Here is a 25,828-nt window from a genome sequence, read left to right as displayed (position 1 = left end):
ATCCGTAGCGGTATAACGTTGGAGAAAAATAAAATCTGAATAATGGACAAGAGAGAAAAATTACTGGCGGCGGCACTCAAACTATTTGTTGAGTTTGGCTTTCACGATACACCCACAAGTAAAATAGCAAAGGAAGCAGGTATTGCCAGCGGCACCTTGTTTTACTTTTTCCCAACAAAAGACGAATTAGTCAAGGCTTTGTATATTGCCATTAAAAGCCGTCTGAATGAACACATTTCAGAAATAATTAAAGACGAAAAATCGTTGCAGGGAATTTTGAAAATTTATTATTCTGCAACACTTCATTGGGCATTAAAGCACAAGACGGAGTTCCGTTTCATGGAACAATTCAACTCTTCGCCTTACTTAAAACAAATTGCAGAAGAAGAAACTCAGAAATACATTAAACCAATTATGACGCTTTTAGAAAAAGGAGTAAAGGACAAAATCATAAAGCCGATGGATGTTGAACTCATTTTTACAATCATCTGCGGACACACTTTCAGCATCAATCAATATTTAGTTGCTAAAGAATTTTCAAAACCCGAACAAGACACCGTTATCAATGACACTTTTGACTTGCTTTGGGATATGATAACATAAAACAAGCAAACAAATGGATTTAAAACAGCAATATACTGCGCTATACAACGAATCTATTGAAAAGATTGTGACGAACACGTATCAAATTGACAATCAAATCGATTCGCTTTCAGATAATAGATTTGGCATTACTGTAGTAATTCGACCTGATAGCGAAACCAAAAAAAACATTCAGGGCTTTTTAGACGAACTGAAGCAGAGCAATCCAGAGCAATATTATTATCCAAGTTCAGATATTCATATCACGGTACTATCAATTATTTCCTGTTATGATGGCTTCGATTTGGAAACAATTTCGATTCCCGATTATGTTGCAATTATCGAAAAAAGTCTTGTTGGAATACAGGATATAGCAATTAATTTTCAAGGTATCACTGCTTCCCCATCGGCTATAATGCTTCAGGGTTTTACCAATTCTGATTCCCTGGATGATTTAAGAAACAATTTAAGAACAAATTTCACGAATTCAGGATTAGAAGAAAGTATTGACAAACGCTATTCCATTAATACGGCGCATGCAACTGTAGCACGATTTCGAAAAGAAATCAGCCATAAAGAAAAGTTGATTGAAACTTTAGAAAAGTATCGGAATTTTGATTTCGGAAAATTTAAAGTTGAAAAATACCACTTGGTTTATAACGATTGGTACCAACGAAAACAATTTGTCAAAGAATTGCATGAATTTCAGTCTGGATTATCATAAAAAAGCCTTAAAAATCAAGGTCTGCCGCTATAACTTTCCTTTTTATTAGTATTTTCGATTTTCTAAATTTAATACTGAAAACGCATTAACAATAATTTTAAAATAAAACAATAATGACTTCATTTATAAAAGAATTATCCTTTCGTTGGTCAGACCTAGACCCTAATTTTCATGTACGTCATAGCGCTTATTATGATTTTGGCGCACAACACCGTATCGAAATTCTGGAAAGCCTAGGATTAACGATGAAGGTGATGCAAGTACAAAATTTTGGCCCAATTCTTTTTAGGGAAGAATGTGTTTTTAGAAAAGAAATAAAAATTTCGGACAAAATCTTTATGCATACCAAAACCTCAAAAGTAAATGCTGATGCTTCTCGTTGGTCTATTGTACATGAGTTTTTGAATGAAGAAAACAAACTTTGCGCAACCATAACCGTTGACGGCGCTTGGATGGATACCAAACTTCGAAAATTAGCTTCTCCAACTCCTGAAATTGCAATTGAAGCCCTGAGTATTTTTCCTAAAAGTGACGATTTCGTAAGTCTTTAAAAGGAATTTAAACTCAATTAGTCAATAAGAAAACAAAAAATATGAAAATATTCCCATTTAAGAAAAGTATTTTAAGCCTGATTATTATATGCTTCTTATCATGTTCATCAGTAAAAACAGCTACTGTTAGTGGGAAAGTTTCAGCTATTCAAAAAGGGAAAGATGGATACACCGTAACAATTGAAAATGCAAAAGGCAATTTTTTTCACGGAACAATTAGCATTCCTAATATGAGCTATCCTCAATTATTCAAACAGGCAGAAATTGGAGATACAATAACAGTAAAAGGAGAAGTTTGGAAAATGGGAAAAGAAAAACAAATTAGTGTTAGAGAAATATTGGAACTGAAAAAGAAGAATAATGCCGAAGCAAAAATTACTGGAATAGTTCAATCTGTCGAAAAAGGAAAAGATGGCTATACTGCCAAAATAAAAACAACTGAAGGAACAATCTATTTTGCTGTAATTAGTATTCCTAACCTTGGAAGCACAGAGAAATACCGCACTTTCAAAATAGGAGAAAACGCAACTTTATTTGGAGAAATCTGGAAAATGGGAGACAATAACCGGATCACAGTTAGAAAAATTTTAGATTAAAACTACTCCAAATTAACATTCGGTAATAGATTTTCAATTATACGAAATTGCTTTTATCAGATTCTTAAATCATATTCAATCTATTTATGTAATTCCAAAAAAGTGATACTTTTTTTTATACTTTTATAAACACAACAAGATTTATGATCGGTTTTAAAAAAAGATTACAAATCAACAGCCAAAAAATAAATAGAGATGAAAACATTGGGACTTATTGGTGGGATTAGTTGGGTTTCTACTGCTGATTATTATAAACTTATTAATGAAGGAGTAAACGAGAAACTGGGAGATATTAATTTTGCCAAATGCATAATCCATTCTTTCAATTATGCAGATATTATAAGAAACAATAACAACAATGATTGGGAATCAACATTTATAATGCTCTCAGAAGCTTGCGAAAACCTGCAACAAAGTGGTGCAGAAGCAATTGTTCTATGCGCAAATACAATGCATCTTTTGGCGGATAGAATTGAACAAAAAATGAATATTCCTGTAATTCATATTGCAACTGAAACTGCAAAAGAAATAAAAAAACTGAATCTGTCGAAAGTCGGGCTTTTAGGAACTAAATTCACAATGGAGCTGGATTTTTTCACCTCCAAACTCAGCAATGAAAATATTGAAACTTGTATTCCAGAACCAGAAGACAGAGATTTCGTTCAAGATACCATTTATCATGAGCTTGGAAAAGGAATAATTAACCCTGATACGAAACAGCGTTACATCAATATTATCAATAAATTAATAGAAAATGGTGCTGAAGGAATTATTCTGGGTTGCACTGAAATTCCATTATTAATTCAACAAGAGGATATTGAAGTTCCTATTTTCGACACTGCATTAATTCATTCGGCAGCTGCAGTAGCATTTGCTTTAAGCTAAAAATACATTACCATAATTTTCAATTAAACCAGAATAAGTTTAAATCAAATAAAATATGAAAGCAACAAAATTACTATTATTAGCGGTTATCGCCTTAGCCATTACCAGCTTTAAAACAATAACTTCTGATACTAAAATCGTAACGCCATCAAGAGAATTCTACCAGCTCAAAACCTACATTTTGAATACGGAACAGCAGGTTCAAACGACTGACAAATTTTTGAAAGAAGCCTATTTACCAGGATTAAAAAAACTAGGAATAAAGAATATTGGTGTTTTTAAACCAAGACCAAATGCAACTGATACCTTAAAAAAGATTATAGTTTTAATTCCGTTTTCTTCCCTGTCACAATTTCTTGGATTAGAAGAAAAACTAGCCAAAGACAAAACCTATTTGGCTGCCGGAGCAGATTATTTGAATGCAAGCTATAAGCAAGCTCCTTATGCGCGTATCGAATCTGTTTTATTAAAAGCATTCGCTGATCATCCCATTATGACAACTCCTGTTTTAGATAGCCCTAGAGCTAATAGAGTTTATGAATTAAGAAGTTACGAATCAGCAACCGAAGCAATTTACAGCAATAAAGTCGATATGTTTAATGCCGGCGGAGAAGTAAAACTCTTTAACCGACTAGCCTTTAATGCGGTTTTTTATGGTGAAGTACTTTCGGGTGCGAAAATGCCAAACTTGATGTACATGACCACTTTTGCAAACCAAGAAAGTCGAGACGCACACTGGAAGGCTTTTTCGGAATCGCCTGAATGGAAAGGGCTAATTGCTATGGAAAAATACAAAAATAACATTTCCCACATGGACATTACTTTTTTATACCCAACGGACTATTCTGATTATTAATTTGTTGTTTTCTAACTTATACTTAAAAAATAAGTTGTAAAAACTCAATTGCTATTTACTCATAACGCAAGGCTTCGATAGGATTTAATCTCGATGCTTTCAACGCTGGATAATAACCAAAAAATACTCCTGTAATAAAACAAACTAAAAAAGAAAGAAGTACGGAGGATTGTGTGATTAAGGTGGGCCAATTCATAAAATAAGTAACCAGTTTGGTAGCGCTAATTCCCAAAATAACCCCGATCAATCCTCCAGTTATACTGATCATAATGGCTTCAATTAGAAATTGCATTAAAATATCGATTCCTCTGGCGCCAAGGGACATTCGCAACCCAATTTCTTTGGTACGTTCCGTTACCGAGACATACATGATATTCATGATTCCAATACCGCCTACAATCAATGATATTCCTGCAATAACCGTCAGCAATACCGTCAAGGTTCGACTGGTTGATGAAAAAGTACTGATGAGTTCCGCTTGTGTTCGTACCGAAAAATCATCATCCATCCCTTTCTGGATTTTGTGACTGATGCGCAACATTTTCTGAATTTCTAAAGACGCTTTATCTGTTGTATTTTCATTAACCGCTGAGGCAAAAATAGTCTGATAATAGGTAGTAGAAAGTATTCGTTTTTGTACCGTCGTAACTGGGGTAAGGATTACATCATCTTGGTCCTGACCAAAAGTATTCTCCCCTTTCTTACTCAACACACCAATTATTTTGAAAGGAATCTTTTTGAAACGAATGTTTTTTCCCAACACCTCTTCTCCATCGGGAAAAAGGTTATTCAGTACGGTTTGTCCTATCAAACAAACTTTGGCAGCCGATTTTACATCTTGATTGGTAAAAGAAATGCCTTCCTGCAAATTCCAGGCACGAATAAATAAATACTCCGGATATACGCCCTGCAAAATTGTAGAACTATTATAAGGACCATTAATAGCTTGTCCTCTGGAGGAAACCATGGGGGAAACCGCATTGATATATTCTGATTGATTTTGAACTGCTTTTACGTCTTGTTCTGAAAGTGACTGAACATTTGAATTGTCTATTCTTGTACCTCCCATCACATTGCTGCTTGGTCGTATCGTAATCATATTACTACCCATGCCTTTGATCTGGCTTTGAATACTTTGTTTGGAGCCTTCTCCAATGGCAATCATAGCAATAACGGAACCTACACCAATTATAATTCCCAGCATAGTCAAAAAGGAGCGCATCTTATTGCGTTGTATTGCCCTTAAGGCCAAGCGTAAAAGATTAGTTATTTTCATTTTGCTGGAGTTGGTAATTCACTAAGTGGCGGAAGGCTCTGCAGAACTTCTTTTGCAGAGCGAACATTGGTATTGATACTATCATTTATAATCTGACCATCTCGCAGTGTAATGGTTCGTTTACTGAACGTAGCAATATCCGGTTCATGGGTGATAAAAACAATTGTTTTTCCCTGAACATCATTTAGTTCTTGCATCAATGCCATAATCCCATAAGAATTTCTGGAATCCAGATTTCCGGTGGCTTCATCGGCAAGAATCAATATTGGATCATTTACCAAAGCTCTCGCAATGGCAACACGTTGCTGTTGACCTCCAGACAATTGACTTGGAAGATAATTAATCCTGTCTTTTAGATTAACAGCTTCCAGCGCTTTCGTGGCTTTTCCCTTGCGCTCTTTTGAAGATATTTTCGGATTATACAAAAGCGGTAACTCCACATTTTCGATTGCTGATGTTCTAGGCAATAAATTATACGATTGAAAAATAAAACCCAATTTCAAATTGCGAAGTCTTGCCAGCTCATTTTTGGAAAATGTGCTGATATTAGTTCCATCCAAAAAATAATCACCAGATGTAGGTTGGTCTAAACACCCTAATATATTCAATAAGGTCGTTTTACCCGAGCCGCTGCTGCCCATGATCGTGATGAATTCGCCGGAATTAATGGTAAAACTGACATTGTTAAGCGCTTTAACAACTTCGCCACCCATTTGGAATTCTCTAAATAGATTTTTTATTTCAACTATAATGGAGTTCATTACTCTTTTATTTTATTCGTTAATTTCTGGAACCGCCTGAGCTTCTTCTTCCTGGCATTTGCGGCATAAACGGGCTTTTTTGTGCATTATTCGCATTATTGTTTTCACCATTGGTTATCGCATTTGTTATTACGTCGTCCTTTGGCGAAAGCCCTTTTATCACTTTTACAGAAGCATCATCATTCAAACCAATCATTATGGTTTTCTGTTGTAAAGTGTCTCCTTTTTTTATCCAAACAAATGCTTTTTGCATGTTTTCATTTACACTATCCTTTTGGGGCTTATTTCTTTTGATACCATTTTTGTCGGTTCCTATAAAACTTCTTTCCTCCTTTATAATAACATATCGAGCAGTCATAGTGGAATCAGGTTTGAAGTTCAATGATCGGGATGGAATTAATAAGGCATTATCGTCTTGTTCCGTATAAATATTGATGCTTGCCGTCATACCCGGCTTAAGTTTCATTTCGACATTTTCAACATTGATTAAAGTTTTATAAGTTACCACATTTGCCGATACCGAAGGATGCAGCAAAATTTCTTCAACGGTTCCTTCAAACGTGTCATTAGGGAAAGCATCTACCGTAAAAGTTACCTTCTGTCCCGCTTTGACTCCGCCTATATCAGCTTCATCGACGGACGCACGAACCTGCATTTTAGTAAGGTCTTTTGCAATAACGAATAATGTTGGCGCATTAAAACTGGAAGCAATGGTCTGACCAGCGCTCACATTTCTATTGAGTACAACTCCGTCAATAGGAGAATAAATATTGGTGTAATAAAGATTCTTAGTCGTAATATTTAATTGGGCAACGGCACTAGCAACTGAAGCTTTCGCACTATTATATTGATTTTGCGCCAACTGGTAATCGGCTTTGCTGATGGCTCCCAAGTTGAACAATTGCTTTTGTCTTTCAAAAGTGCTTTCCTGAAAGGTCAGATTACTTCTGGCGGTCATGAGGTTTGCTTTTGATTGTTCGGTTTGTGCTATAATAATTGACGGATCTATTTTGGCTAGCAATTGCCCTTTCTTAACCACACTATTAAAATCAACATAAATATTTTTTACAACACCAGAAACTTGTGCACCAACAGAAACGGTATCCACAGGCTGAACGGTTCCTGTTGCCGTCACACTTTTGGCAATAGCCCCATAATGCGCTTTACTGGTTACAAAAGTAATTTCCTGCGTTTTTTTTCGCGACATGAAATACAGAATGGCAGCAACTCCAATTACAATTAAAACGGATAACCCTATTATCTTTTTTTTCATCGTAGTGATTTTATAATTGTATTGGAATTCCTCTATAGAAATCATATATTTTTTGTTGCAAAACAGCGGTATATTTTGTTTGTGTATAAGACTGAACAGCCTGTACATATTGATTTCGCTGCTGTAATAAATCAAATGAATTTATACCGCCCAGCCGGAATTGTTCATTGACAATTCGGTACGTTTCTGTCACGGCGCTCAATTGCTCTTTCGCCGCATTATAAGCCTGTAAGGCATTTGTAAAGTTGAGATACGCCTGTTCCACCTCTTGCGATAAAACCAGTTGGCTATTTTGCAGATTGATATTGGCTTGTTTAAAACCAATATTAGCTTTTTCAAGATTGGTTTTATTGATTCTGTTTGAGAAAATTGGAATGGATAAATTGAGTCCTACACGTTGGTAAAAATTATTATCTAATTGCGTAAAATAGCTAGTTTTCGAGAAATTTGAATTGGAAATTACCGAACTGTAACCCGTGCCCAATGCCCCATTTGCAGCAAGCGTTGGCTTAAAACCCGCTTTCGCTTTGGCGATATCCAGAGAAGCAATCGCAACTTCTAATTCTCCAATTTTTATTTCAGGGAAAATTTCAAAGGCAGTTTGTTGCACACTTTGAAGTGAAGGTGCAACGGTAACAATTTCTATTGATACTGGTATAAAAACATCAAATAAAACCTCAGTTGGTAATTGCAATATTTGTTTTAGTGATAGGATATTTTGCCTAATGGTGTTTTGGGTTTGTACCACTAAGTATTTATCGCCTGCCAATTGTGCTTGTAACTGCAGCAAATTATTTTTTGGAATACTGCCAGCATCGTAAAATAGTTGTCCTTGTTTTACCTTGGCTTCTGATGTGGTATAAAGATCCAAAAGGTAGGTTAGGTTTTCTTTTGCCAGTAAAATAGCCAAATAACTCTGCGTAATCAAAAACGTAATTGTATTCCTTGATTGCTGCACCGAAAGTCCTGCCGATTGTCTTAGCAAATCTCTTTGCTTTATATTGTTTTTTATATAATTCGCATTCCAAAGAACAATCGATGAATTAACGGAATAGTTTCCGCTACTGGTTAATTGGTTTTCCAAATTGCCGCTACCAGCGCTTTCAATTTTACTATTATTGAATTGGTTATTAACAGAACCAGAAAGATTAGGGATTTGGCTCCCTTTGGCTGCATATAAATCTTGGGCAGAAGATTGTTCCATAAGTAGCAGTGTGTTTATTTCAATATTATGCTCCATCGCATATTTAAAACACTCTTCAATACTCCATTTCCGAATAGAATCTGAAATTTGTGCATGAACAGGATTAAAAATCACAACCACTAAAAGGCAAAATAAGCACAACATCAAATGTTTCATTTGAAAAATATTTAGCTATTCTGACAAAAAGAAAAATAGTAACATAAAAAAAAAAACATACAATTCTGATAAACAATATTTTACAGAAAATTAATTATTGTTTATTCCTACTAAATTACACTCAAATTTAAGATTTTGTTTCTGAAATATGGGTACATATCTTTAAAATTATTGCTTTAATTCCAATTAATTATTATTGAAAAAATTTAAGTTATCCTTTTGAAATAAAATAACAAATTGTTCAAAATATAGAAACTGATTCTTGACAAAATTTATTTAAGACTTTAGATTATTGTTAGACAACAGTTCCAACACGATTATATAATTAAATTAGTTATCTTTATTTGTATATTCTGCTATGGAAAATCTCAATCATTTTTTCAAACTTGCAGCCGGGATTGGTTTATTCCTTTTCGCAATGTATCTACTGGAGGAATCCTTAAAAAATCTTTCGGGGCGGAGTTTCAAACTTTTTCTGCAACGCATTACCAAAAATAAATTGGGCGCTGTTGTAGGTGGTGTCATCATAACGGGTATTTTACAAAGTAGCTCTATGGTTACGCTGATGTTACTGGCTTTCGTCGGCGCAGGGGTTTTCAGTATGCGAAATGCCATGGCAATTATCTTGGGCGCAAATCTAGGGACGACTGTTAATAGTTGGCTAATTGCCAGTCTTGGTTTTAAAGTAGATATTGAAGTAATTGCATATCCTGCAATATGCTTAGGAGGAATATTTCTTATCCTTTTTAGTAATCGCAAGTCGATGAAATATCTAGCCTACTTCCTTTTTGGTTTTGGTTTGTTATTCATTGGTCTTTCCTTCATGAAAACGGCAATGGAATCACAAGTACTGGATTTTGATTTTTCAAAATATGTCGAAATGCCTAAAGTTATTTTCATACTTATAGGCTTTCTTATAACCCTTATCGTACAATCTAGCTCCGTAACTATGGCGCTAACACTTAGTGCGCTTCACGCCGGAGCGATCAGTTTTCCTATTGCAGCTATAATTGCGCTAGGATCAGAAACAGGTACAATTATCAAAATTGTATTGGGAGCTATAGGCGGTAATGCTTCTAAAAAACGAATTGTTCTTGGTAATTTATTTTTTAATATTTTCATTACAGCATTGGTTTTTCTATTTCTAAATCCAATTCTTTTCTTGATTACTGATGTTTTAAAAATAAAAGATCCATTAATTGGTCTGGCCACTTTTTCCAGTCTGATCAATTTTATGGCCATTCTTATTTTTTTTCCAATACTCAACTATTTCACAAAATTTTTGGAACTATTTTTCAAAGATACCGATGCCGATACAGCAGCTTTTATTAATCATGCGACAATCAAAGAACCTGAAACTGCTCTTGATTTACTCCGTATGGAAACAAAATATTTCGTCCATAATTCCATGTTATTCAATTTGGAATTATTCAAGATTGACACCTTAATGCTTCGTAAAAATGAGGACTTTAAAACTACCAATGAAAAAAGAAATTTCTTTTCGAAAACCATAGAAGAAAAATATGAATTCATGAAACAATTACAAGGCGAGATACAGTCTTTTTATTTAGACTTAAGACCAAAATTAGAAGGCGATCAGCAAGTGGAACTCAACCAACTCATTTCTGCAGTGCGCAGTGCGATGCATTCTGCAAAAAGTATAAAAGACATTGGCACTAATATTTCAAACCTCAGAAATTCATCAAAAGATATCAAGTATAATTTTTTCCTACACCATAAAAAAGAAACTGAAAACCTGTATCTTGAATTTAATACGTTCCTTACTCAAAATAAAAAAGCAAGTTTTGAAGACCTCCAACATCTATTTGATTCCATACAAAACAACTATACAACTGCTCTCAATACGTTCTATACAGAAGCCGTAAATGCACCCATTGAAAAAATAGACATAACGACTGTCATTAACTTTAACAGGGAATTATTCACCTCAAATAAAGCAATGCTTATGGCAATAAAAGAAATTTTATTAGAAGAAAAACAGGCGGAATATTTCAATGAAATTCCTGTTTATAAAACCTAACCTATAAAAATTGTTTCGTTTACCATTCATTTTCAATTAAACAGGTCATGGAATTGTATTTGTAATATTTAAATCCAAAAATTTTACAAGTTAATATCCAAATTATATAAAACATTTCTGATTTAAAATTACATCTTTGTGTTTAATCCAATTTAGACTTTAAATTGGATTTCTAGTCTAAATTGGCTAATTTTAGACCTAAAATCAAGACCATTTGAAAAAATACTTACAAAAAAGTTTTAAAATTTTCCTATGGACAATAGGGACAATTTTACTATTGTTTCTATTGTTAATCATTGTTCTTCAATTCCCTTCCGTTCAGAATTATGCCAAAGAAAAAGCGGTAACCTACCTTGAAGGAAAAATTCAAACCAAAGTTTCAATAGACAAACTAAAAATTGCTTTTCCTGAAAAATTAATTCTCGAAGGCGTTTATTTTCAGGATCAAAAAAAAGATACACTCTTAGCTGGAGAAAAACTCGCTGTTGATATCAGTTTGTTGCAATTAATAAATAACAAAGTTGAGATTAACTCCATGCAACTCGAAGGTTTTACAACTTATTTAAATAGAGATTCTAATGGCATTTTCAATTTTGATTATATTATAAAAGTTTTCTCTTCGCCTGATAAACAAAAAGCAAATTCAAAACCGATGCAGTTTTCTGTGGAAGAAATACAATTGGATCGAATTCAATTTAAATATACTGATGCTATTTCAAAAAATGATATTGTCACGAATCTAAATCATTTTGAAACAACGATAAAGACTTTTGATTTAGAACAAATGAACTTTGAAATCCCTAAAGTAAAAATCAAAGGATTAAAGTTTAAATTGAAACAAGGCTTGGTACAAACAAAAGCAATTTCCGAAAAAAAAACTTCCCAAACTGCCTTAAAATTAAAACTGGGCGAAATTGATTTATCCAAAATTGATGTTGATTACCAAAGTGAAGAAACCAAGTTATCTACTACTTTTTATTTAAAACAACTATTAGCCAAAATTGATAAAATAGATTTCAATAATCAGATTTTATTAATCGACAGATTTGACCTGACAGGTGTTGAAGGTGCATTAGCATTTGAAAAATTAGAAAAAACAAAAAAACAATCTGTAAATTCAGCACCAAACAACTGGGAAGTAAAAGTAAATAAAACAGATTTTAAGCGCGTTTATTTCCGTTATGACGATAATAATGTTGCTGCAATAAAAGAAGGTTTAGATTACAACCATTTGTATCTTAATAAATTAAATTTACAAGTTGACGCACTTTACTACAATCCCGAAAACATATCCGGAGATGCAAATTCGTTAACATTTAAAGATAAAAGTGGTTTAAACGTTCAATCGTTTAATGCTGAATTTTTCTATGGCAAAAAGAATGCTTTTCTTAAAAAATTATATTTAAAAACTCCTCAAACCGAATTGAGAGATGAAATTCTAGTAGGTTATCCTTCAATTCAATCATTGGTGAAAAATCCAGGGGAATTAGGGATCACTGCTAACTTGAAGAAAAGTAAATTGGGTATTAAAGATATTTTGCTTTTTGCACCCATTTTAATAAAAACGAATCCATTCATGAGTTATCAGAATTCGATTCTGCTCGTAAATGGTAAAGTGTCGGGGAAATTGAAGAATTTTGCATTTCCAGGTGTTGAAATTAGCGGTATTGGAACTACGAAAGTGGCAGCCAGCGGAAGAATCATTGGTTTGCCAGATGTAAATAAAGCGTACTTTGATTTGGATATTAAAGATTTACAATCCGGTTCTAAAGATTTCAATGGAATTTTACCTCCTGGAACGATTCCAAATTCGATTCAGCTTCCTACAAAATTTAGTGCAGTTGGAACTTTCAAAGGAACTATTGCTGCTTTTAAAACCAATATGAATGTGGTAAGCAATTTTGGAAATGCAAAAATCAAAGGCGCATACGACCGTAGCATAAAAAATAAAGATAAATACGATGCTCAAATAGAGTTGAATAATTTTGATCTAGGAAAATTTATCAAAAACGATTCGATTGGTAGGGTTACATTAAAAGCCAATATAAAAGGAAGCGGTTCTAATCTAAAAACAGCGACGGCTTCGCTCAACGGAACAATTCTAAAAGCCTATTACAATAAATACACCTATAATAATTTAAACATAAAAGGAGTAATTCGCAATGGAAATTTCAATGTTACTGCTGTGGCAAAAGATCCAAATCTGACTTTTGATTTAGTCAGTAGTGGGAGTTTTAGAGACAAATATCCAAGCGGAAAATTAAAACTCAATGTTGATATCGCTGATTTAGAAAAACTGAATCTGCATGCGGGGCCAATGAAAATAAGAGGTGTTGTAGATGCTGATATTCAATCGGGAAATTTAGATTATCTCAATGGAATTGTAAATGCACATAACATAACAATCGCAAATGCGAAAGAACAATTTGCAATTGATTCGATCAATATAATAGCAACATCAACTTCTGAAAAGAATACATTACTACTGAAATCTCCTTTTATAGATGCTGAAGTAAACGGTAAATACAAATTATCAAAAATAGCTTCTGCTTTATCTAATTCGATTGCAAAGTATTATGACAGTAAACCAAATTCAAAAAAAATTGCTGTTGAAAAACAACAATTAGTTTTTAAAATTGACATAAAAGACAGTCCAATTTTATTAAAACTTATTCCTGATTTGAAAAGTCTGGAACCGATTAACATCAATGGAAGATACAATTCAGTTAACGATTCTATTGTTCTGAGCGCCACCATTCCTAAATTAATTTATGGTCAAAACACCGTTACAAATGCAGTTCTTAAAGTGGATACAAAAGACAAAGCACTTGTTTACAGCCTAATTGTAGACGACATTCAAAATAAACAAATCCAATTGCCTTATACTAATATATCTGGAAAAATACAAGACAACCTTGTAGAGTATACCTTGCAATTAAAAGATGTAAAAGACAAAGAAAGATACTTAATTACGGGAACATTACATGCAACAAACGGGAGTAACGAAATAGTTTTTGATCCGAAGAATTTACTTCTTAATTATGAATCATGGAAAATATCACAAGATAATTTAATCCGTTTTGGTAAAAAAGGGATCTATGCTAATAATTTCGAATTGAGTAAAGATGGAAGCAGTATTAGAATTCAATCTCAATCTGACGTCGCGAATGCACCTATAGCAATAGATTTCAAGGATTTTGACATCAAAACCATTACTAGTATCGTAGAGAAAAGTGATTTGCAAATGAGCGGAAAAATCAATGGAAATGCGTTGATAAAAAATCTAGCGACATCGCCACTTTTTACTTCGGATTTAAATATTGAAAATTTTACTTTCAAAAAAGATACCGTTGGTACCATTAGTATAAAAGTCAATAATGCATTAGCAAATAGATATGATGCCGTAATTTCGATTACTGGTCAGGGAAACCAAGTCAATTTAGATGGAAACTATAAAGCATCTGACAGCAGTTTTGATATGAACCTAGCCATTGGAAAACTAAATTTGAAAAGCATTCAGGGTTTCACATTGAATAATATCATAGAAAGCACTGGCTTTTTTAGCGGTAATTTCAAAATAACAGGGAATACTTCTCAACCTAAAGTTATTGGAGAATTACAATTCAATGAAATTGGTTTTAAAGCAACGCAACTTAATTCAAAATTCAAATCGGCAAATGATAAAATCGTTTTTACCGGCGATGCTATCCTTTTTGATAATTTCATTATAAAAGATGAAAAAGACAATGATTTAACCATTAACGGAAAAATAAACAGTACCAATTTCAGCAATTTTGGTTTTGATTTAGCCTTGGATGCTGATAATTTCAAAGCTATCAATTCTAAATCCAAAGACAACGATTTGTATTATGGCGAATTATACCTAGACAATCATTTGAAAATATCAGGCAATTTTGATAACCCTGTAGTGGAAGGAAATATCAAAATCAACAAAGACACTAAATTTACTATTGTTTTACCACAATCAGACCCATCAATAGCTGATAGAGAAGGAATTGTTGAATTTATTGATCAAGACCAGCCACAATTAATTGAGACGGTTGCCATCAATGAATTAAATAGCCAATCGGACGTAAAAGGAATCAATGCTTCTGTAAATATAGAAATAGACAAAGACGCAGAATTATCCCTTATTATTGATAAAGCAAGTGGAGATTTCCTGAAACTAAAAGGGGAAGCACAATTAAACGGTGGAATTGACCCTTCAGGGAAAACGACTTTGACCGGCCGATATGAATTATCTGAAGGAAGTTATGAGATGAATTTTAATTCTATAAAAAGAAAATTCGACATCAAAAAAGGAAGTTATATCCTATGGACCGGGGAACCAACCACGGCCGACATCAGTATTACGGCAATTTATAAAACGCAAGCAGCGCCAATTGATTTAGTTAATGATCAATTGGGATCTGTTACAGCTTATGTAAGAAATACGTACAAACAAAAAATTCCTTTTGAGACTAAATTAAAAATGACCGGTGAAATAATGAAACCTACTATTTCATTTGACATTGTTTTACCAGAAGGAAATAATAGCGTTTCGACAGAAATCATAAATACGACTCAAGCCAAACTGACTCAGTTACGCCAGCAACCGGATGAATTGAACAAGCAGGTTTTTGCCCTATTGCTACTAAATCGTTTTATAGGAGAAAACCCTTTTGCGAGTGAAGCAGGAGGAATAAACGTTTCATCACTTGCCAGACAAAGTGCCAGTAAAATTTTATCACAGCAGCTAAATAATCTGGCTGGTGACTTAATTAGTGGTGTCGAACTTAATTTTGATTTGAATACCGCTGATGATTATACAACAGGGCAGCGTGCGAATAAAACCGACCTTAATGTTGGTATTTCTAAAAAATTACTAAATGACCGCTTGAAAGTTACTGTTGGAAGTAGTTTTGGCATTGAAGGTCCACAGCAAGTTAATCAGAATGCAAATAATATAGCAGGTGATGTTTCTCTGGAATACCAACTTTCAAAAGACGGAAGGTATAAAATGCGAGTTTATCGAGTAAATAAATATCAAGTAGCGCTTCAAGGTGAAGTTGTAGAAACTGGAATTGCTTTTACCATCACTTTGGATTATAATAAATTCAAGGAGCTATTTGTTAAAAGTAAAGTCCAAAAAGCAGCGAAAAAAGACAAATAAAATCCGTTGAACCATTATAAAATTAAGAAAATTCACTAATTGATTCTTCTTAAGAAACATAAATTCTTACGGGTTTAATTTTTTAAAAACACTTCAACAAAATCAGATGAATAAGAGCCATTTATTATATTTTCTTTTTTTAGCATTGTTTGCTGCGTCATGTAGCAATACAAAATATTTGCCCGAAGGAGAACTTCTGTATACCGGTGCAACTTTAAAAGTGGAAGGAAATGAAATTTCTAAAAAAGAAAAAAAAGCATTAAAAACAGCGTTAAAAGATATTCTTAGACCGAAACCCAATTCCACAATTTTAGGTTTAAGACCTAAGCTATATATCTACAATATAGCAGGGACACCAAAAAAAGAAAAAGGATTCCGTTATTGGTTAAAAACCAAAGTGGGAGAACCGCCTGTTTTGTACAGTAAAGTAGATTTAGAATATAGTAAAAGTGTTTTACAGAATTTTTCTGAAAATAGTGGCTATTTCAACACTAAAACTACTGCTGATTCAACCCGTCATGGTAAAAAAGCAACCGCGGAATATAGTGTAAAACCAGGGAAACAATATAAAATAAGAGAAGTAAAATTCCCAACAGATTCCTCTGTAATATCAAGCGCCGTCCGAAGAACAAGCCGCAGAAGCTTATTAAAAAAAGATAATGGTTACAGCCTGGATATTATTAAATTAGAACGAATTCGTATAGATGCCAGGCTTAAGGAGAAAGGTTTTTATTACTTTAATCCAGACTATCTTAAAGTGCAAGTAGATAGCACTGTTGCTGATCATCAAGTCGATTTAATTGTCAAAGTAAAAGAAGAAGCTCCTAAGCTTGCAGAAATACCATATAAAATCAATAAAATTATTGTTTATCCAAATTTTTCAATTGGTTCTGATAGTTTGAAACCTAATTATAACTCTATTAAAAAATACAATGACTTTACCATTATAGATCCTGAAAACTTATTCAAACCACGAATTTTTGATCGTACTTTATATTTTAAAAAAGAAGATTTATACAATCGTACCAATCACAATTTATCGTTGAACCGATTAGTGAATCTGGGCACATTCAAATTCGTAAAAAATCAGTTCAAACCTTCAGACACTTTAGGTAATTATCTGGATGCGTATTATTACCTCACTCCATTACCAAAAAAATCACTGCGTTTAGAGGTTTTGGCAAAAACCAATTCTGCAAACTACACCGGGACAGAATTAAATATAAACTGGAGTAATCGAAATGCTTTTAGAGGTGCTGAATTACTTACTATATCTGCGTTTGGCGGTATAGAGGTACAAGTATCGGGGCTTAATAATGGCTTTAATGTATATCGCTTTGGAACCGAAGCTAATTTAGTTTGGCCTAGATTTGTTTCACCATTTAAGTTTAGATCTTCAAGTGGTTTTGTACCGAAAACAAAAGCAACATTAGGATATGAATTTCAAAACAGATTAAAACTATATTCATTGCAAACATTCAAAGGATCGTTTGGTTATTTATGGAAAGCAAGCGAGAAAAAAGAACATTTATTAAATATTACTGAAATTACGTATGCCAGTCCACAAAATGTAACGTCCTTGTATCAAGAACAAATAGCTGGCAATCCATCACTGGGTAAAGTAATTGAAAAACAATTAATTTTTGGGCCTACCTACTCTTTCACCTATACCAACACATTGGAAAAAAGAAGAAAAAACACTTTTTACTACAAGGGAACAATAGACTTGGCCGGAAATATTACAGGATTAGCTACTGGAGCAAACATAAAAAAAGGAGATACAATTAAAGTATTTGATGTTCCTTTTAGTCAATTTATAAAAATAGAAAACGATTTCAGGCATTATTTAAAGTTAGGGCCAGATTCGCAACTTGCCAGCAGAATTATTGTGGGTGCAGGATTCGCTTATGGAAATTCGAATGAGCTACCATTTATTAAGCAGTTTTTTATTGGTGGAACTAATAGTTTAAGAGCATTTCGTGCCCGATCCATAGGACCAGGATCTTATGATGGTTCTGCAACTGCCAGTAGTTTTTTAGCAGATCAGTCAGGAGATTTAAAACTGGAATTTAACACCGAATATCGAGCAAAAATCTACGGCTTAGTAAAAGGCGCCTTATTCATAGACGCAGGAAATATTTGGCTCTTGCACGACAACCCTGAAAAACCTGGCGCAAAATTTTCTAAAAAATTCATGAACGAAATAGCTGTTGGAGCCGGAGCTGGATTGCGTTTTGATTTCTCTTTTCTAATCCTTAGGACAGATCTTGCGTTCCCTATTAGAAAACCTTATTTACCAGATGGACAACGTTGGGTTTTAGATCAAATCAATTTTGGAAATGGTACGTGGAGAAAAGAAAATTTAGTGTTTAATTTGGCAATTGGTTATCCATTCTAGTCGTGATTCAATTGATTCTTTTAATAATTAAATAATAATGTTTTAAGACATTTACATATTTTTTTATTGAAATTATATGGGATGGTCGTACTTTTATTACACGCTAAAGTGCTTGGTTAAATTACTCAAAAGTAGCTAAAAATGAATACCCGAAAAAAATTATCTACTAAGTTTGTGCGTTTTTGGAAACTCCTTGGCCCCGGATTAATAACAGGTGCTAGTGATGATGATCCATCTGGTATTGCTACGTATTCACAAGCAGGTGCAGCATTTGGACTTTCAACGTTATGGACAGCAGTCATTGCATTTCCTCTTATGGCTTCTATTCAACAAATGTGTGCCAAGATTGGTCTAGTAACTTCACAAGGCTTAACAGGTACACTAAAAAAAAACTATCCAAGACCTGTCTTGTATCTGATGTTATTATTTAGTTTTCCTGCCATTGTTATGAATATTGGTGCTGATATCGCAGGAATGGGAGCTGTTGGTAATTTATTATTTCCCGCAATTGACGCCACTTTTTTCAGTGTTGTTTTTACTATTATTCTGCTAATACTAATTATCTATTTACCCTATCAAAAAATTGCGGTATCTCTTAAATATCTTTGTCTTGTTCTTTTAGTCTATCTAATAGTTCCTTTTTTATATAAACAAGATGTGACCGAAATATTAAAGGCAACCTTTATACCTACCATACAATTCAATAAAGAATATATCGGGATTCTGGTTGGGATTCTTGGCACAACTATTTCACCTTATTTGTTTTTTTGGCAGGCATCCATGGAGGTGGAAGAAATGAAACACAAGAAAAATCATTTGATGGTTAATAAAAAAATAATTAATGACATGAAAGAAGATGTCGATTTTGGTATGTCATTTTCAGGCTTAGTCATGTTTTTTATTATTCTGACCACCGGTACCGTTTTATTTAAAAGCGGCATCCATCAAATTGACACAGTGGAGCAAGCGGCATTGGCTTTGAAACCATTAGCAGGCAACTCAGCCTACCTCCTATTTGCAATTGGAGTTATTGGAACAGGTCTTTTGGCCATTCCTGTTTTAAGTGGCTCCCTTTCTTATATCATAACCGAAACTTTTGGTTGGGAACAAGGTTTAGATAAAAAGTTTCATGAAGCCAAAGCATTTTACATTGTGATTGCTATATCTCTAATACTTGGTTTATCTTTGAATTATATTGGTATTTCACCTATTAAAGCCCTAATTTATACGGCTATTCTTTATGGTTTGACAGCACCGGTATTAATTGCTATTATTCTACATATTTCAAATAACAAAAATGTAATGGGAGAATTTACTAATGGTAAAACCGCTAATATTCTTGGAATTACGGCTTTTGTTATTATGACTATTGCTGCAGTGACTTTAATTTACTTACAAGTATTTGAATGAGGCAAATAAAAAACTCTGACAAAACAAGATTGCTTTTATCAGAGTTTAAAGGATTTAAATGGTTTATATTTATTTCATTTCGTCCATCATTCCACCGCATTTTGAACATTTATCTGAATTTTTTCCTTTCATATGGCAGGTTGTGCACACGTAGCCTTTTTTAGAATGTCCTTTTTCTCCATATTTTGTAATTTGTTTACCGCATTTTGTGCATTTCCCATCTTTCATCATGGTTTTTTCTTTACACATTGGGCAATACGCTTTGGTCATATTTTTAGATTCAACTAAATCCATTCCGCACTTGGGACATTTCCCAGGATAATCTTGCATTACATCAGAATGCATGGGACAAGTATACATTTTTTCATGCATACCGCTATGCATTGAATCATGCATTTTCCCGTCCATCATCTCATGCATATCGCCTTTTTTACTAACAGTATCTTGGGCAAATCCAATAGCAGTAAATGCTACAGTCAATAGTATTAATAATAAATTTTTCATTTTGTCAGCATTTTAAATTAATTAAATATTTTTAGTTTCCTTCAAATCCAACTTATATAATAAAAAAATCAATCTTTAAATTCGTGATCCTATTCAAATAAAAGTGTATTATTCTATACCATTCTCTCTATCAAAGTTATACATTTTATTCGAATTATAATTTGTATTCATTTAAAAATGAACAATCTAAATAAAAAATTAAATCAATTAAAGTGCGTAAAATGTTTTTCATTCTTATACACTAGACACAATAAAGTAGGCAATACGATTAAAAGTAAAGGCATTGCAATTATAAATCCACCAATCACAGCAATGGCAAGTGGTTGATGCAATTCTGAACCGGTGCCAAGACCTATAGCAAGGGGAAACAAAGCTATGATCGCCCCAAGTGCAGTCATTAATTTGGGGCGCAATCGGGTGGAAATCGAATAAATTATAGATTCATTTACGTTTCGTATCAATTTGAACGTTTCTCTAAACTGTAAAAAAGTAAAAATAGCATTCTCACTTATTATTCCAACAATCATAATAATTCCTGTATAACTCCCTACATTTAATGGTGTTCCAGTTATAAAAAGCAAAAGATAACTCCCTGCAATTCCCAATACTGAAATTAAAAGAATGACTAATGCTACTCTGAAATCTCTAAATAAAAATAAAATAACACCAAAAACCAATAAAGAAGAAGCGATTAATATCATCAACAATTCTTTGAACGATTGCTGTTGCTCCTTATAAGCACCCGCGTATTCTATATAATACCCGCTTGGTAAATGAATATTCTCTGAAACTTGTGTTTGAATGTCCTTCATCACACTTCCTAAATCTCTATTATCCAGTCTTCCCGTAACAACACTTATCATTTGCAGATTTTCACGTTCTATTTCAGCTACTCCTTTTTGAGCTGAAATAGTAACTAAACTGGAAATAGGAATCGATTGACCATTGGGCAAAAACAATTGTAATTTTTTAATGTCTTCTAAACTTCTTTTTTCTGAATTTTTATAGATTAACCGAATGGGAGTTACACGTTCATTCTCTAATAAATTTCCAATAATATTGCCCTCAAGCGCAGTTTGCAACTGAAATTGTAAGTCGGCTGGAGTGATTCCATACTGCGCTAACTGACTATAATTAGGCTCTATATTTATCGATGGTCCCGCCAAAACAATACCATCAAATACATCAGCAGTTCCTTTTACTTTTTCGACTATTGCATTTACTTTTTTGGCTATTTTTTGCAATTCAGCTTGATTGTCTCCAAATATTTTTACTTCAATTGGAGAAACGGAGCTCATTAAATCACCCAACATATCCCCTATTACCTGACCAAAATCAATACGCAAAGCAGGCTGGGTAGCCTCTACATTTTGCCTGATTTCATCAATAATATCATTGCTTGTTTTACTTCGATCTTTTTTTAATTGAATCAAATAGTCTCCACGATTGGGCTCTGTTATAAAAAATCCCATTTGCGTTCCAGTTCGGCGACTGTATGCTTCTACTTCAGGTATTTTTATAATTATTTTCTCTACTTCTTTGAGTATTCTGTCTGTTTCTCCTAGTGAAGTTCCTGGTGGACTTTCATAATCCAAAATGATGCTACCTTCATCCATTTCCGGTAAAAAACCGGTTTCTAAATTGGGCAAAATAATAAAAATAGAAAGCACCAGTACAATACAAAATAAAATACTAATTATCGGTTTTCCAATAAAATAAGCTACCCAAGTCTGCGTTTTTACATCATGGATTTCAATTTCTTTTTTCGTTTCCGAATTATTTTCTTTTTTGGAAAGCAATAAATAAACTACCGGAAGTAACAGCCAAGTCACAAAAAAGGAACAGACCAAAGTGATTATCATAGTATCTGTTAACACTTTAAAATACGAACCCGCCACACCGCTCATTAATACAAAAGGAATAAAAATCACAATCGTACTTATGGATGAACCCACCATTGCCGGGAATAAATAGTGAATCGCTTTTTGCAAAAGCGAAACAGTAGGCTCATCAGGATGCTCTTCGTGTGTTCTATGAATTTGTTCTACAACTACAATCGCATCATCAATTATTAATCCTAAAGCCGCAGCAATAGCACCTAAAGTCATAATATTAAACGTTTGTCCGGTTAAGTACAAAACTATCAATGTTAACCCTAAAGTAACGGGAATAATAATCAAAATAGTGGCGCTGGCTTTCACCGATTTCAAAAATAAAACAGCAACAATTATGGCTAACAAAAGCCCTATTAACAAACTATCCGTTACACTTTTTACAGCATCATTTACAAAACTGGCCTGCTCATAAAATGGAGTTATTTTTATGTTTTTTGGAAGGATTTTTTTTAATGATTCCAGTTTATCATGCATCGCCTCTGATAGTGCAATCAAATTTGAATTGGGTTGCTTGAGAACGGCAATAAGAATACTCTCTTTACCATTCGCATTTACTTTTATGTATTCTTTAGCTTCCCGAATTTCAACAGCAGCAATATCTTTTAAGGTTACAATTCCTTTTCCGTTATTGCGAATAACCAAATTTTCCAGTTCGTCCTTTTTATCAACCTGGGCATCCGTAATCGTAAGATACAAATAGCGGTAATCCGATAAATACCCATTCGATTTAATAAAATTAGTTTGACTCAATACTTGTGTGATAGCATCTGGCGTAATTCCCAATGCTGTCATTTTAGTGAAATCAAGTGACAACCAATATTCTTTTTCTTTTCCGCCAATAATCCTAATCTCGGAAACGCCATCAATTTGAGAAAGGAAAGGTTTTATGGTATAATTGGCTATTTTTTTGAGTTCAATAGCCGAGATTCCTTTTCCTTCTATAGCATATCCAATTACAGGAAGAATGGAAGGATTCATTTTCTCGACTGAAATTTGGGTATCGGGCGGAAGATTATTTTTTATCTGATTGATTTGCTCTTCTATTCTGGTTTTGCTCAAATCGATATCCGATTTCCAATCCATAAATGCCGAAATTTCACAACTTCCTCTGCTGGTTGTACTTCGGACCGTTTTTAAATTCTGAACTTTTTTAATGGCATTTTCCAACGGTTTTGTAACCGTAATCATCATTTTATCAATCGGCTGTTGACCGGCGTCAGCAATGATTTTTATTTTTGGGAAAGTAATCTCCGGAAACAAACTGGTTTGCATTTTAGAATACGCAAAAAAGCCTCCCAGAATAATTAGAAAGATTATGGCACTCAGTCCGTTTTTATGTTTGACAAAAAAATTATTCATTTCAATCCGTTTTTATCACTTTTACTTTAATTGTATCTGCAACACCATAATTTCCTGAAAGTAAAATTTTATCTTCAGCAGTTAAAACAGGCGCTAGAATTTCTACTTTATCTTGCGTTTCTACTCCTTTTTTTATCGGGATTTTTATGGCAGTATTGGTATTAATCAGTTTCATAATCCAAAAATCCGTTTCTGTTTCATTACTCAAAACAGCCGCTTTTGGCAACGAAATACTTTTTGAATTTGAACTTTTATTAATTCTGACTTTTACAATTAAATTCTCTGGAATGTCATGTTTACCAATGACTTTTAGAATCACACTTTGCGTTTGTGAAGTGGCGTCAACGGTGGGCATGTATTTTTGAACTTTCGTTTTTATCAAAGTACTATCCGGTAAAATCACCGTTAGTTCTTCATTGATTGAAACATATTTTTTGAACTCATAAGGCAAACTCAGAACGATGGCAAAACTATTGGTGTCATTAATCGTTACTAGGGCATCCCCATCCTGAACATAATCGCCTTGTTGCACATTTACTGAAGTTACAAAGCCATTTGTATTTGCTCTAACTTTTATGGCTCCGCCAAAGTTTAAACTGGGGTCAATTTTATTAATCGTATTCCCTAACACTTTTGCCTCACGGGTTGTTATCGAAAATAATGCTGCCCCATTAGAAACATAATCATTGGGAGCCACATTAACGGAATTCAAATATCCAGTAGCATTTGCCTTTATAACATTTTTAACCAAATAAGTTGCTGTAGCATTCAGATCAATATAACTTTCAATTGAACTGGTATCAATAGCCGTTAAAGTCACAGGAACACTTGCGTCAATTACTTTCTCCGCTTCGTTGCTATTTTTACAGGAAATAAAAAAAAGCGCTATCAGGATAAAAAACAGAATTGGTTTCTTCATAGAATTAGTCATTAAAACTCCAGTAATTAATTTCATTTATGATTTGGAGTTTGGTGCTGTTATTTTGGGAAATGGCATTTTTGATTGCTATTAAATTGCCAACAGCAATACTATATTCGGTGATTTGTGCATCTCCGGTAAGCAATAATTTTTTATTGGCTTCAATTAATGCATCAGCAATAATAAGCTGCGATTGCAACTGATTTTCTATCGCCACTGCTTGCTTCAATTTCAAATTCAACATCATTATTTGCTGTTTGTATTGTTTATTGAAATTGTTTTTATACGCCAAAATAGTCGCTAATGCTGCATCGTTTTTTTGATGCTGTAAAGTGCGTTGGTTTCCGTCATAAATAGGAATTGACAGTCCTAAACCAACGCTAAATCCAAAATTTTTATACGCTTGGTAGACAAAACTGGAATTGTAACCCGCATCAGCTAACAGAGACAAGGAAGGTTTATAACTGTAATCAATAAATTTATTTTGATTCTGAAGTTTCAGACTGTCCACTTCAAATTGTTTCAAAAAAACTATTTTATCCGAAGACTGAATATTTTTCAGAGTTATTTCAGGCTTTTTCAAATTGATAAAAGTTGTATCGGTTTCTCCAGAAAGGTAATTCAGCAAAGCCAAATCATTTTGATATTGCTGTTTTAATTGTAACAATACTAAATCCTGTTGCTTCACAGTTGCGCTAAAAATCAAATAATCCGTTTGTTTGTAAACGGCATTTTGGGTTAATTTTTTTAGGATGCTTGTTTCCTGTTTTAAAAGAGTTGCAATTTTCTGGTTGAAACCAATTTGCTCTGAACTTGCCGAAGCCGAAATATATTGAGCAACAATGGTTTTGTTTAAATCTTTTAAAGTAATTTTTTGATTCAAAACCAAAGCTTCTTTTATCAATTGAAACGAATCTGATTGCGAATTGATTCTATTTTTTCCAATTATCTTCTGGTTAACACCCACCAAACCCGAAACGGATTGCCCGTTACTTAAAGCCGAATCATACCCAAAACCATTAATTATAGGGGCGTAATTAGCATTAAGATTTCCGGAAACTTGTGGTTTATAAACTGCTCGATTCAATAAACTGTCCAGTGTAGCCGATTTTATTTGGTTGCTGTAATCTTTAATTAAAGGAGAATTATTTTGTGCTTTAGTAATGAAGTAATTCAAATCCTTTTCTTGCGAAAAAGATTTGAAACAAATAAAAATTAGTAGTAAAAGCTTCCATTTCATTGGATAAATTTAGATAAAAAGAATG

18 protein-coding genes are annotated in these 25,828 nt (G+C 33.4%); 10 read left to right on the top strand and 8 right to left on the bottom strand.

Annotated features, from left to right (window positions below):
• The first annotated feature begins 42 nt into the window (after nucleotides 1-42).
• The 6 genes from T410_RS10865 (at nucleotide 43) to T410_RS10840 (ending at nucleotide 4,194) form a co-directional block, all read left to right on the top strand.
• Nucleotides 43-603, top strand: a complete 561-nt coding sequence (locus tag T410_RS10865; protein WP_035671567.1) for a TetR/AcrR family transcriptional regulator — start codon at nucleotides 43-45, stop codon at nucleotides 601-603.
• Nucleotides 604-616: 13 nt separating this feature from the next.
• Nucleotides 617-1,306 carry a 2'-5' RNA ligase family protein gene (locus T410_RS10860; RefSeq protein WP_035671559.1) on the top strand — a complete coding sequence of 230 codons (690 nt, stop codon included), beginning with the start codon at nucleotides 617-619 and terminating at the stop codon, nucleotides 1,304-1,306.
• A 113-nt stretch (nucleotides 1,307-1,419) separates the two neighbouring features.
• Nucleotides 1,420-1,857, top strand: a complete 438-nt coding sequence (locus T410_RS10855) for a thioesterase family protein (protein WP_035671557.1) — start codon at nucleotides 1,420-1,422, stop codon at nucleotides 1,855-1,857.
• 41 nt (nucleotides 1,858-1,898) lie between these two features.
• Entirely contained in the window at nucleotides 1,899-2,453 is a 555-nt protein-coding gene (locus tag T410_RS16490) for a hypothetical protein (protein WP_051929394.1), read from the top strand.
• Nucleotides 2,454-2,648: 195 nt separating this feature from the next.
• Nucleotides 2,649-3,338: an aspartate/glutamate racemase family protein gene (locus T410_RS10845; protein ID WP_035671556.1), complete on the top strand. Its 690-nt coding sequence runs from the start codon at nucleotides 2,649-2,651 to the stop codon at nucleotides 3,336-3,338.
• Nucleotides 3,339-3,393: 55 nt separating this feature from the next.
• The gene (locus T410_RS10840; RefSeq protein ID WP_035671555.1) at nucleotides 3,394-4,194 is read left to right on the top strand and encodes an NIPSNAP family protein; all 801 of its coding nucleotides are present in this window, start codon (nucleotides 3,394-3,396) and stop codon (nucleotides 4,192-4,194) included.
• 55 nt (nucleotides 4,195-4,249) lie between these two features.
• Here the strand turns inward: T410_RS10840 and T410_RS10835 are convergent, their stop codons facing one another.
• From T410_RS10835 to T410_RS10820, 4 genes are read right to left on the bottom strand one after another with little or no spacing between them, the layout of a single operon-like run.
• Nucleotides 4,250-5,470: an ABC transporter permease gene (locus T410_RS10835; RefSeq protein ID WP_035671553.1), complete on the bottom strand. Its 1,221-nt coding sequence runs from the start codon at nucleotides 5,468-5,470 to the stop codon at nucleotides 4,250-4,252.
• The gene (locus T410_RS10830) at nucleotides 5,467-6,231 is read right to left on the bottom strand and encodes an ABC transporter ATP-binding protein (RefSeq protein WP_035671551.1); all 765 of its coding nucleotides are present in this window, start codon (nucleotides 6,229-6,231) and stop codon (nucleotides 5,467-5,469) included. Before T410_RS10830 ends, T410_RS10835 begins: the two co-directional genes overlap by 4 nt.
• 19 nt (nucleotides 6,232-6,250) lie before the next feature.
• Nucleotides 6,251-7,504 carry an efflux RND transporter periplasmic adaptor subunit gene (locus T410_RS10825; RefSeq protein ID WP_035674396.1) on the bottom strand — a complete coding sequence of 418 codons (1,254 nt, stop codon included), beginning with the start codon at nucleotides 7,502-7,504 and terminating at the stop codon, nucleotides 6,251-6,253.
• A gap of 10 nt (nucleotides 7,505-7,514) precedes the next feature.
• The gene (locus tag T410_RS10820) at nucleotides 7,515-8,864 is read right to left on the bottom strand and encodes a TolC family protein (protein WP_035671550.1); all 1,350 of its coding nucleotides are present in this window, start codon (nucleotides 8,862-8,864) and stop codon (nucleotides 7,515-7,517) included.
• Between the two features lie 358 nt (nucleotides 8,865-9,222).
• Here T410_RS10820 and T410_RS10815 point away from each other — a divergent pair, with 358 nt between their 5' ends.
• The 4 genes from T410_RS10815 (at nucleotide 9,223) to T410_RS10800 (ending at nucleotide 19,886) form a co-directional block, all read left to right on the top strand.
• A complete protein-coding gene (locus T410_RS10815; RefSeq protein ID WP_035671547.1) occupies nucleotides 9,223-10,905 on the top strand; it encodes a Na/Pi cotransporter family protein in 1,683 nt (560 codons plus the stop codon).
• Between the two features lie 214 nt (nucleotides 10,906-11,119).
• Nucleotides 11,120-16,078 carry a translocation/assembly module TamB domain-containing protein gene (locus tag T410_RS10810; protein ID WP_035671544.1) on the top strand — a complete coding sequence of 1,653 codons (4,959 nt, stop codon included), beginning with the start codon at nucleotides 11,120-11,122 and terminating at the stop codon, nucleotides 16,076-16,078.
• Between the two features lie 106 nt (nucleotides 16,079-16,184).
• Complete coding sequence (locus tag T410_RS10805) at nucleotides 16,185-18,476, top strand: BamA/TamA family outer membrane protein (protein ID WP_035671541.1); 2,292 nt, start codon at nucleotides 16,185-16,187, stop codon at nucleotides 18,474-18,476.
• Nucleotides 18,477-18,617: 141 nt separating this feature from the next.
• On the top strand, nucleotides 18,618-19,886 hold the full coding sequence (locus T410_RS10800) for an NRAMP family divalent metal transporter (RefSeq protein ID WP_035671538.1): 1,269 nt from the start codon (nucleotides 18,618-18,620) through the stop codon (nucleotides 19,884-19,886).
• A 69-nt stretch (nucleotides 19,887-19,955) separates the two neighbouring features.
• Here the strand turns inward: T410_RS10800 and T410_RS10795 are convergent, their stop codons facing one another.
• The 4 genes from T410_RS10795 to T410_RS10780 form a co-directional block, all read right to left on the bottom strand.
• Nucleotides 19,956-20,390 (bottom strand): heavy metal-binding domain-containing protein, encoded by a 435-nt coding sequence (locus T410_RS10795; protein WP_035671534.1) that lies wholly within the window; start codon nucleotides 20,388-20,390, stop codon nucleotides 19,956-19,958.
• A gap of 203 nt (nucleotides 20,391-20,593) precedes the next feature.
• Nucleotides 20,594-23,644, bottom strand: a complete 3,051-nt coding sequence (locus T410_RS10790) for an efflux RND transporter permease subunit (RefSeq protein ID WP_035671531.1) — start codon at nucleotides 23,642-23,644, stop codon at nucleotides 20,594-20,596.
• Between the two features lies 1 nt (nucleotide 23,645).
• Nucleotides 23,646-24,599 (bottom strand): efflux RND transporter periplasmic adaptor subunit, encoded by a 954-nt coding sequence (locus tag T410_RS10785; RefSeq protein WP_051929392.1) that lies wholly within the window; start codon nucleotides 24,597-24,599, stop codon nucleotides 23,646-23,648.
• Entirely contained in the window at nucleotides 24,568-25,803 is a 1,236-nt protein-coding gene (locus tag T410_RS10780) for a TolC family protein (protein ID WP_035671529.1), read from the bottom strand. Before T410_RS10780 ends, T410_RS10785 begins: the two co-directional genes overlap by 32 nt.
• Between the last annotated feature and the right edge of the window lie 25 nt (nucleotides 25,804-25,828).

It is taken from the genome of Flavobacterium sp. 83 (genome assembly GCF_000744835.1).
GTDB lineage: Bacteria > Bacteroidota > Bacteroidia > Flavobacteriales > Flavobacteriaceae > Flavobacterium.
The sequence above is the reverse complement of the archived record's forward strand: the minus strand, read 5'-3'. Positions and strand labels throughout refer to the sequence as shown.

Excerpts from the sequence above, each read along its gene's own strand:
- T410_RS10825 (WP_035674396.1), bottom strand. The coding sequence starts at position 7,504 with ATGAAAAAAAAGATAATAGGGTTATCCGTTTTAATTGTAATTGGAGTT.
- T410_RS10815 (WP_035671547.1), top strand. The coding sequence starts at position 9,223 with ATGGAAAATCTCAATCATTTTTTCAAACTTGCAGCCGGGATTGGTTTA.
- T410_RS10805 (WP_035671541.1), top strand. The coding sequence starts at position 16,185 with ATGAATAAGAGCCATTTATTATATTTTCTTTTTTTAGCATTGTTTGCT.
- T410_RS10835 (WP_035671553.1), bottom strand. The coding sequence starts at position 5,470 with ATGAAAATAACTAATCTTTTACGCTTGGCCTTAAGGGCAATACAACGC.
- T410_RS16490 (WP_051929394.1), top strand. The coding sequence starts at position 1,899 with ATGAAAATATTCCCATTTAAGAAAAGTATTTTAAGCCTGATTATTATA.
- T410_RS10860 (WP_035671559.1), top strand. The coding sequence starts at position 617 with ATGGATTTAAAACAGCAATATACTGCGCTATACAACGAATCTATTGAA.
- T410_RS10865 (WP_035671567.1), top strand. The coding sequence starts at position 43 with ATGGACAAGAGAGAAAAATTACTGGCGGCGGCACTCAAACTATTTGTT.
- T410_RS10785 (WP_051929392.1), bottom strand. The coding sequence starts at position 24,599 with ATGAAATTAATTACTGGAGTTTTAATGACTAATTCTATGAAGAAACCA.
- T410_RS10845 (WP_035671556.1), top strand. The coding sequence starts at position 2,649 with ATGAAAACATTGGGACTTATTGGTGGGATTAGTTGGGTTTCTACTGCT.
- T410_RS10830 (WP_035671551.1), bottom strand. The coding sequence starts at position 6,231 with ATGAACTCCATTATAGTTGAAATAAAAAATCTATTTAGAGAATTCCAA.
- T410_RS10855 (WP_035671557.1), top strand. The coding sequence starts at position 1,420 with ATGACTTCATTTATAAAAGAATTATCCTTTCGTTGGTCAGACCTAGAC.
- T410_RS10795 (WP_035671534.1), bottom strand. The coding sequence starts at position 20,390 with ATGAAAAATTTATTATTAATACTATTGACTGTAGCATTTACTGCTATT.
- T410_RS10820 (WP_035671550.1), bottom strand. The coding sequence starts at position 8,864 with ATGAAACATTTGATGTTGTGCTTATTTTGCCTTTTAGTGGTTGTGATT.
- T410_RS10840 (WP_035671555.1), top strand. The coding sequence starts at position 3,394 with ATGAAAGCAACAAAATTACTATTATTAGCGGTTATCGCCTTAGCCATT.
- T410_RS10800 (WP_035671538.1), top strand. The coding sequence starts at position 18,618 with ATGAATACCCGAAAAAAATTATCTACTAAGTTTGTGCGTTTTTGGAAA.
- T410_RS10780 (WP_035671529.1), bottom strand. The coding sequence starts at position 25,803 with ATGAAATGGAAGCTTTTACTACTAATTTTTATTTGTTTCAAATCTTTT.
- T410_RS10790 (WP_035671531.1), bottom strand. The coding sequence starts at position 23,644 with ATGAATAATTTTTTTGTCAAACATAAAAACGGACTGAGTGCCATAATC.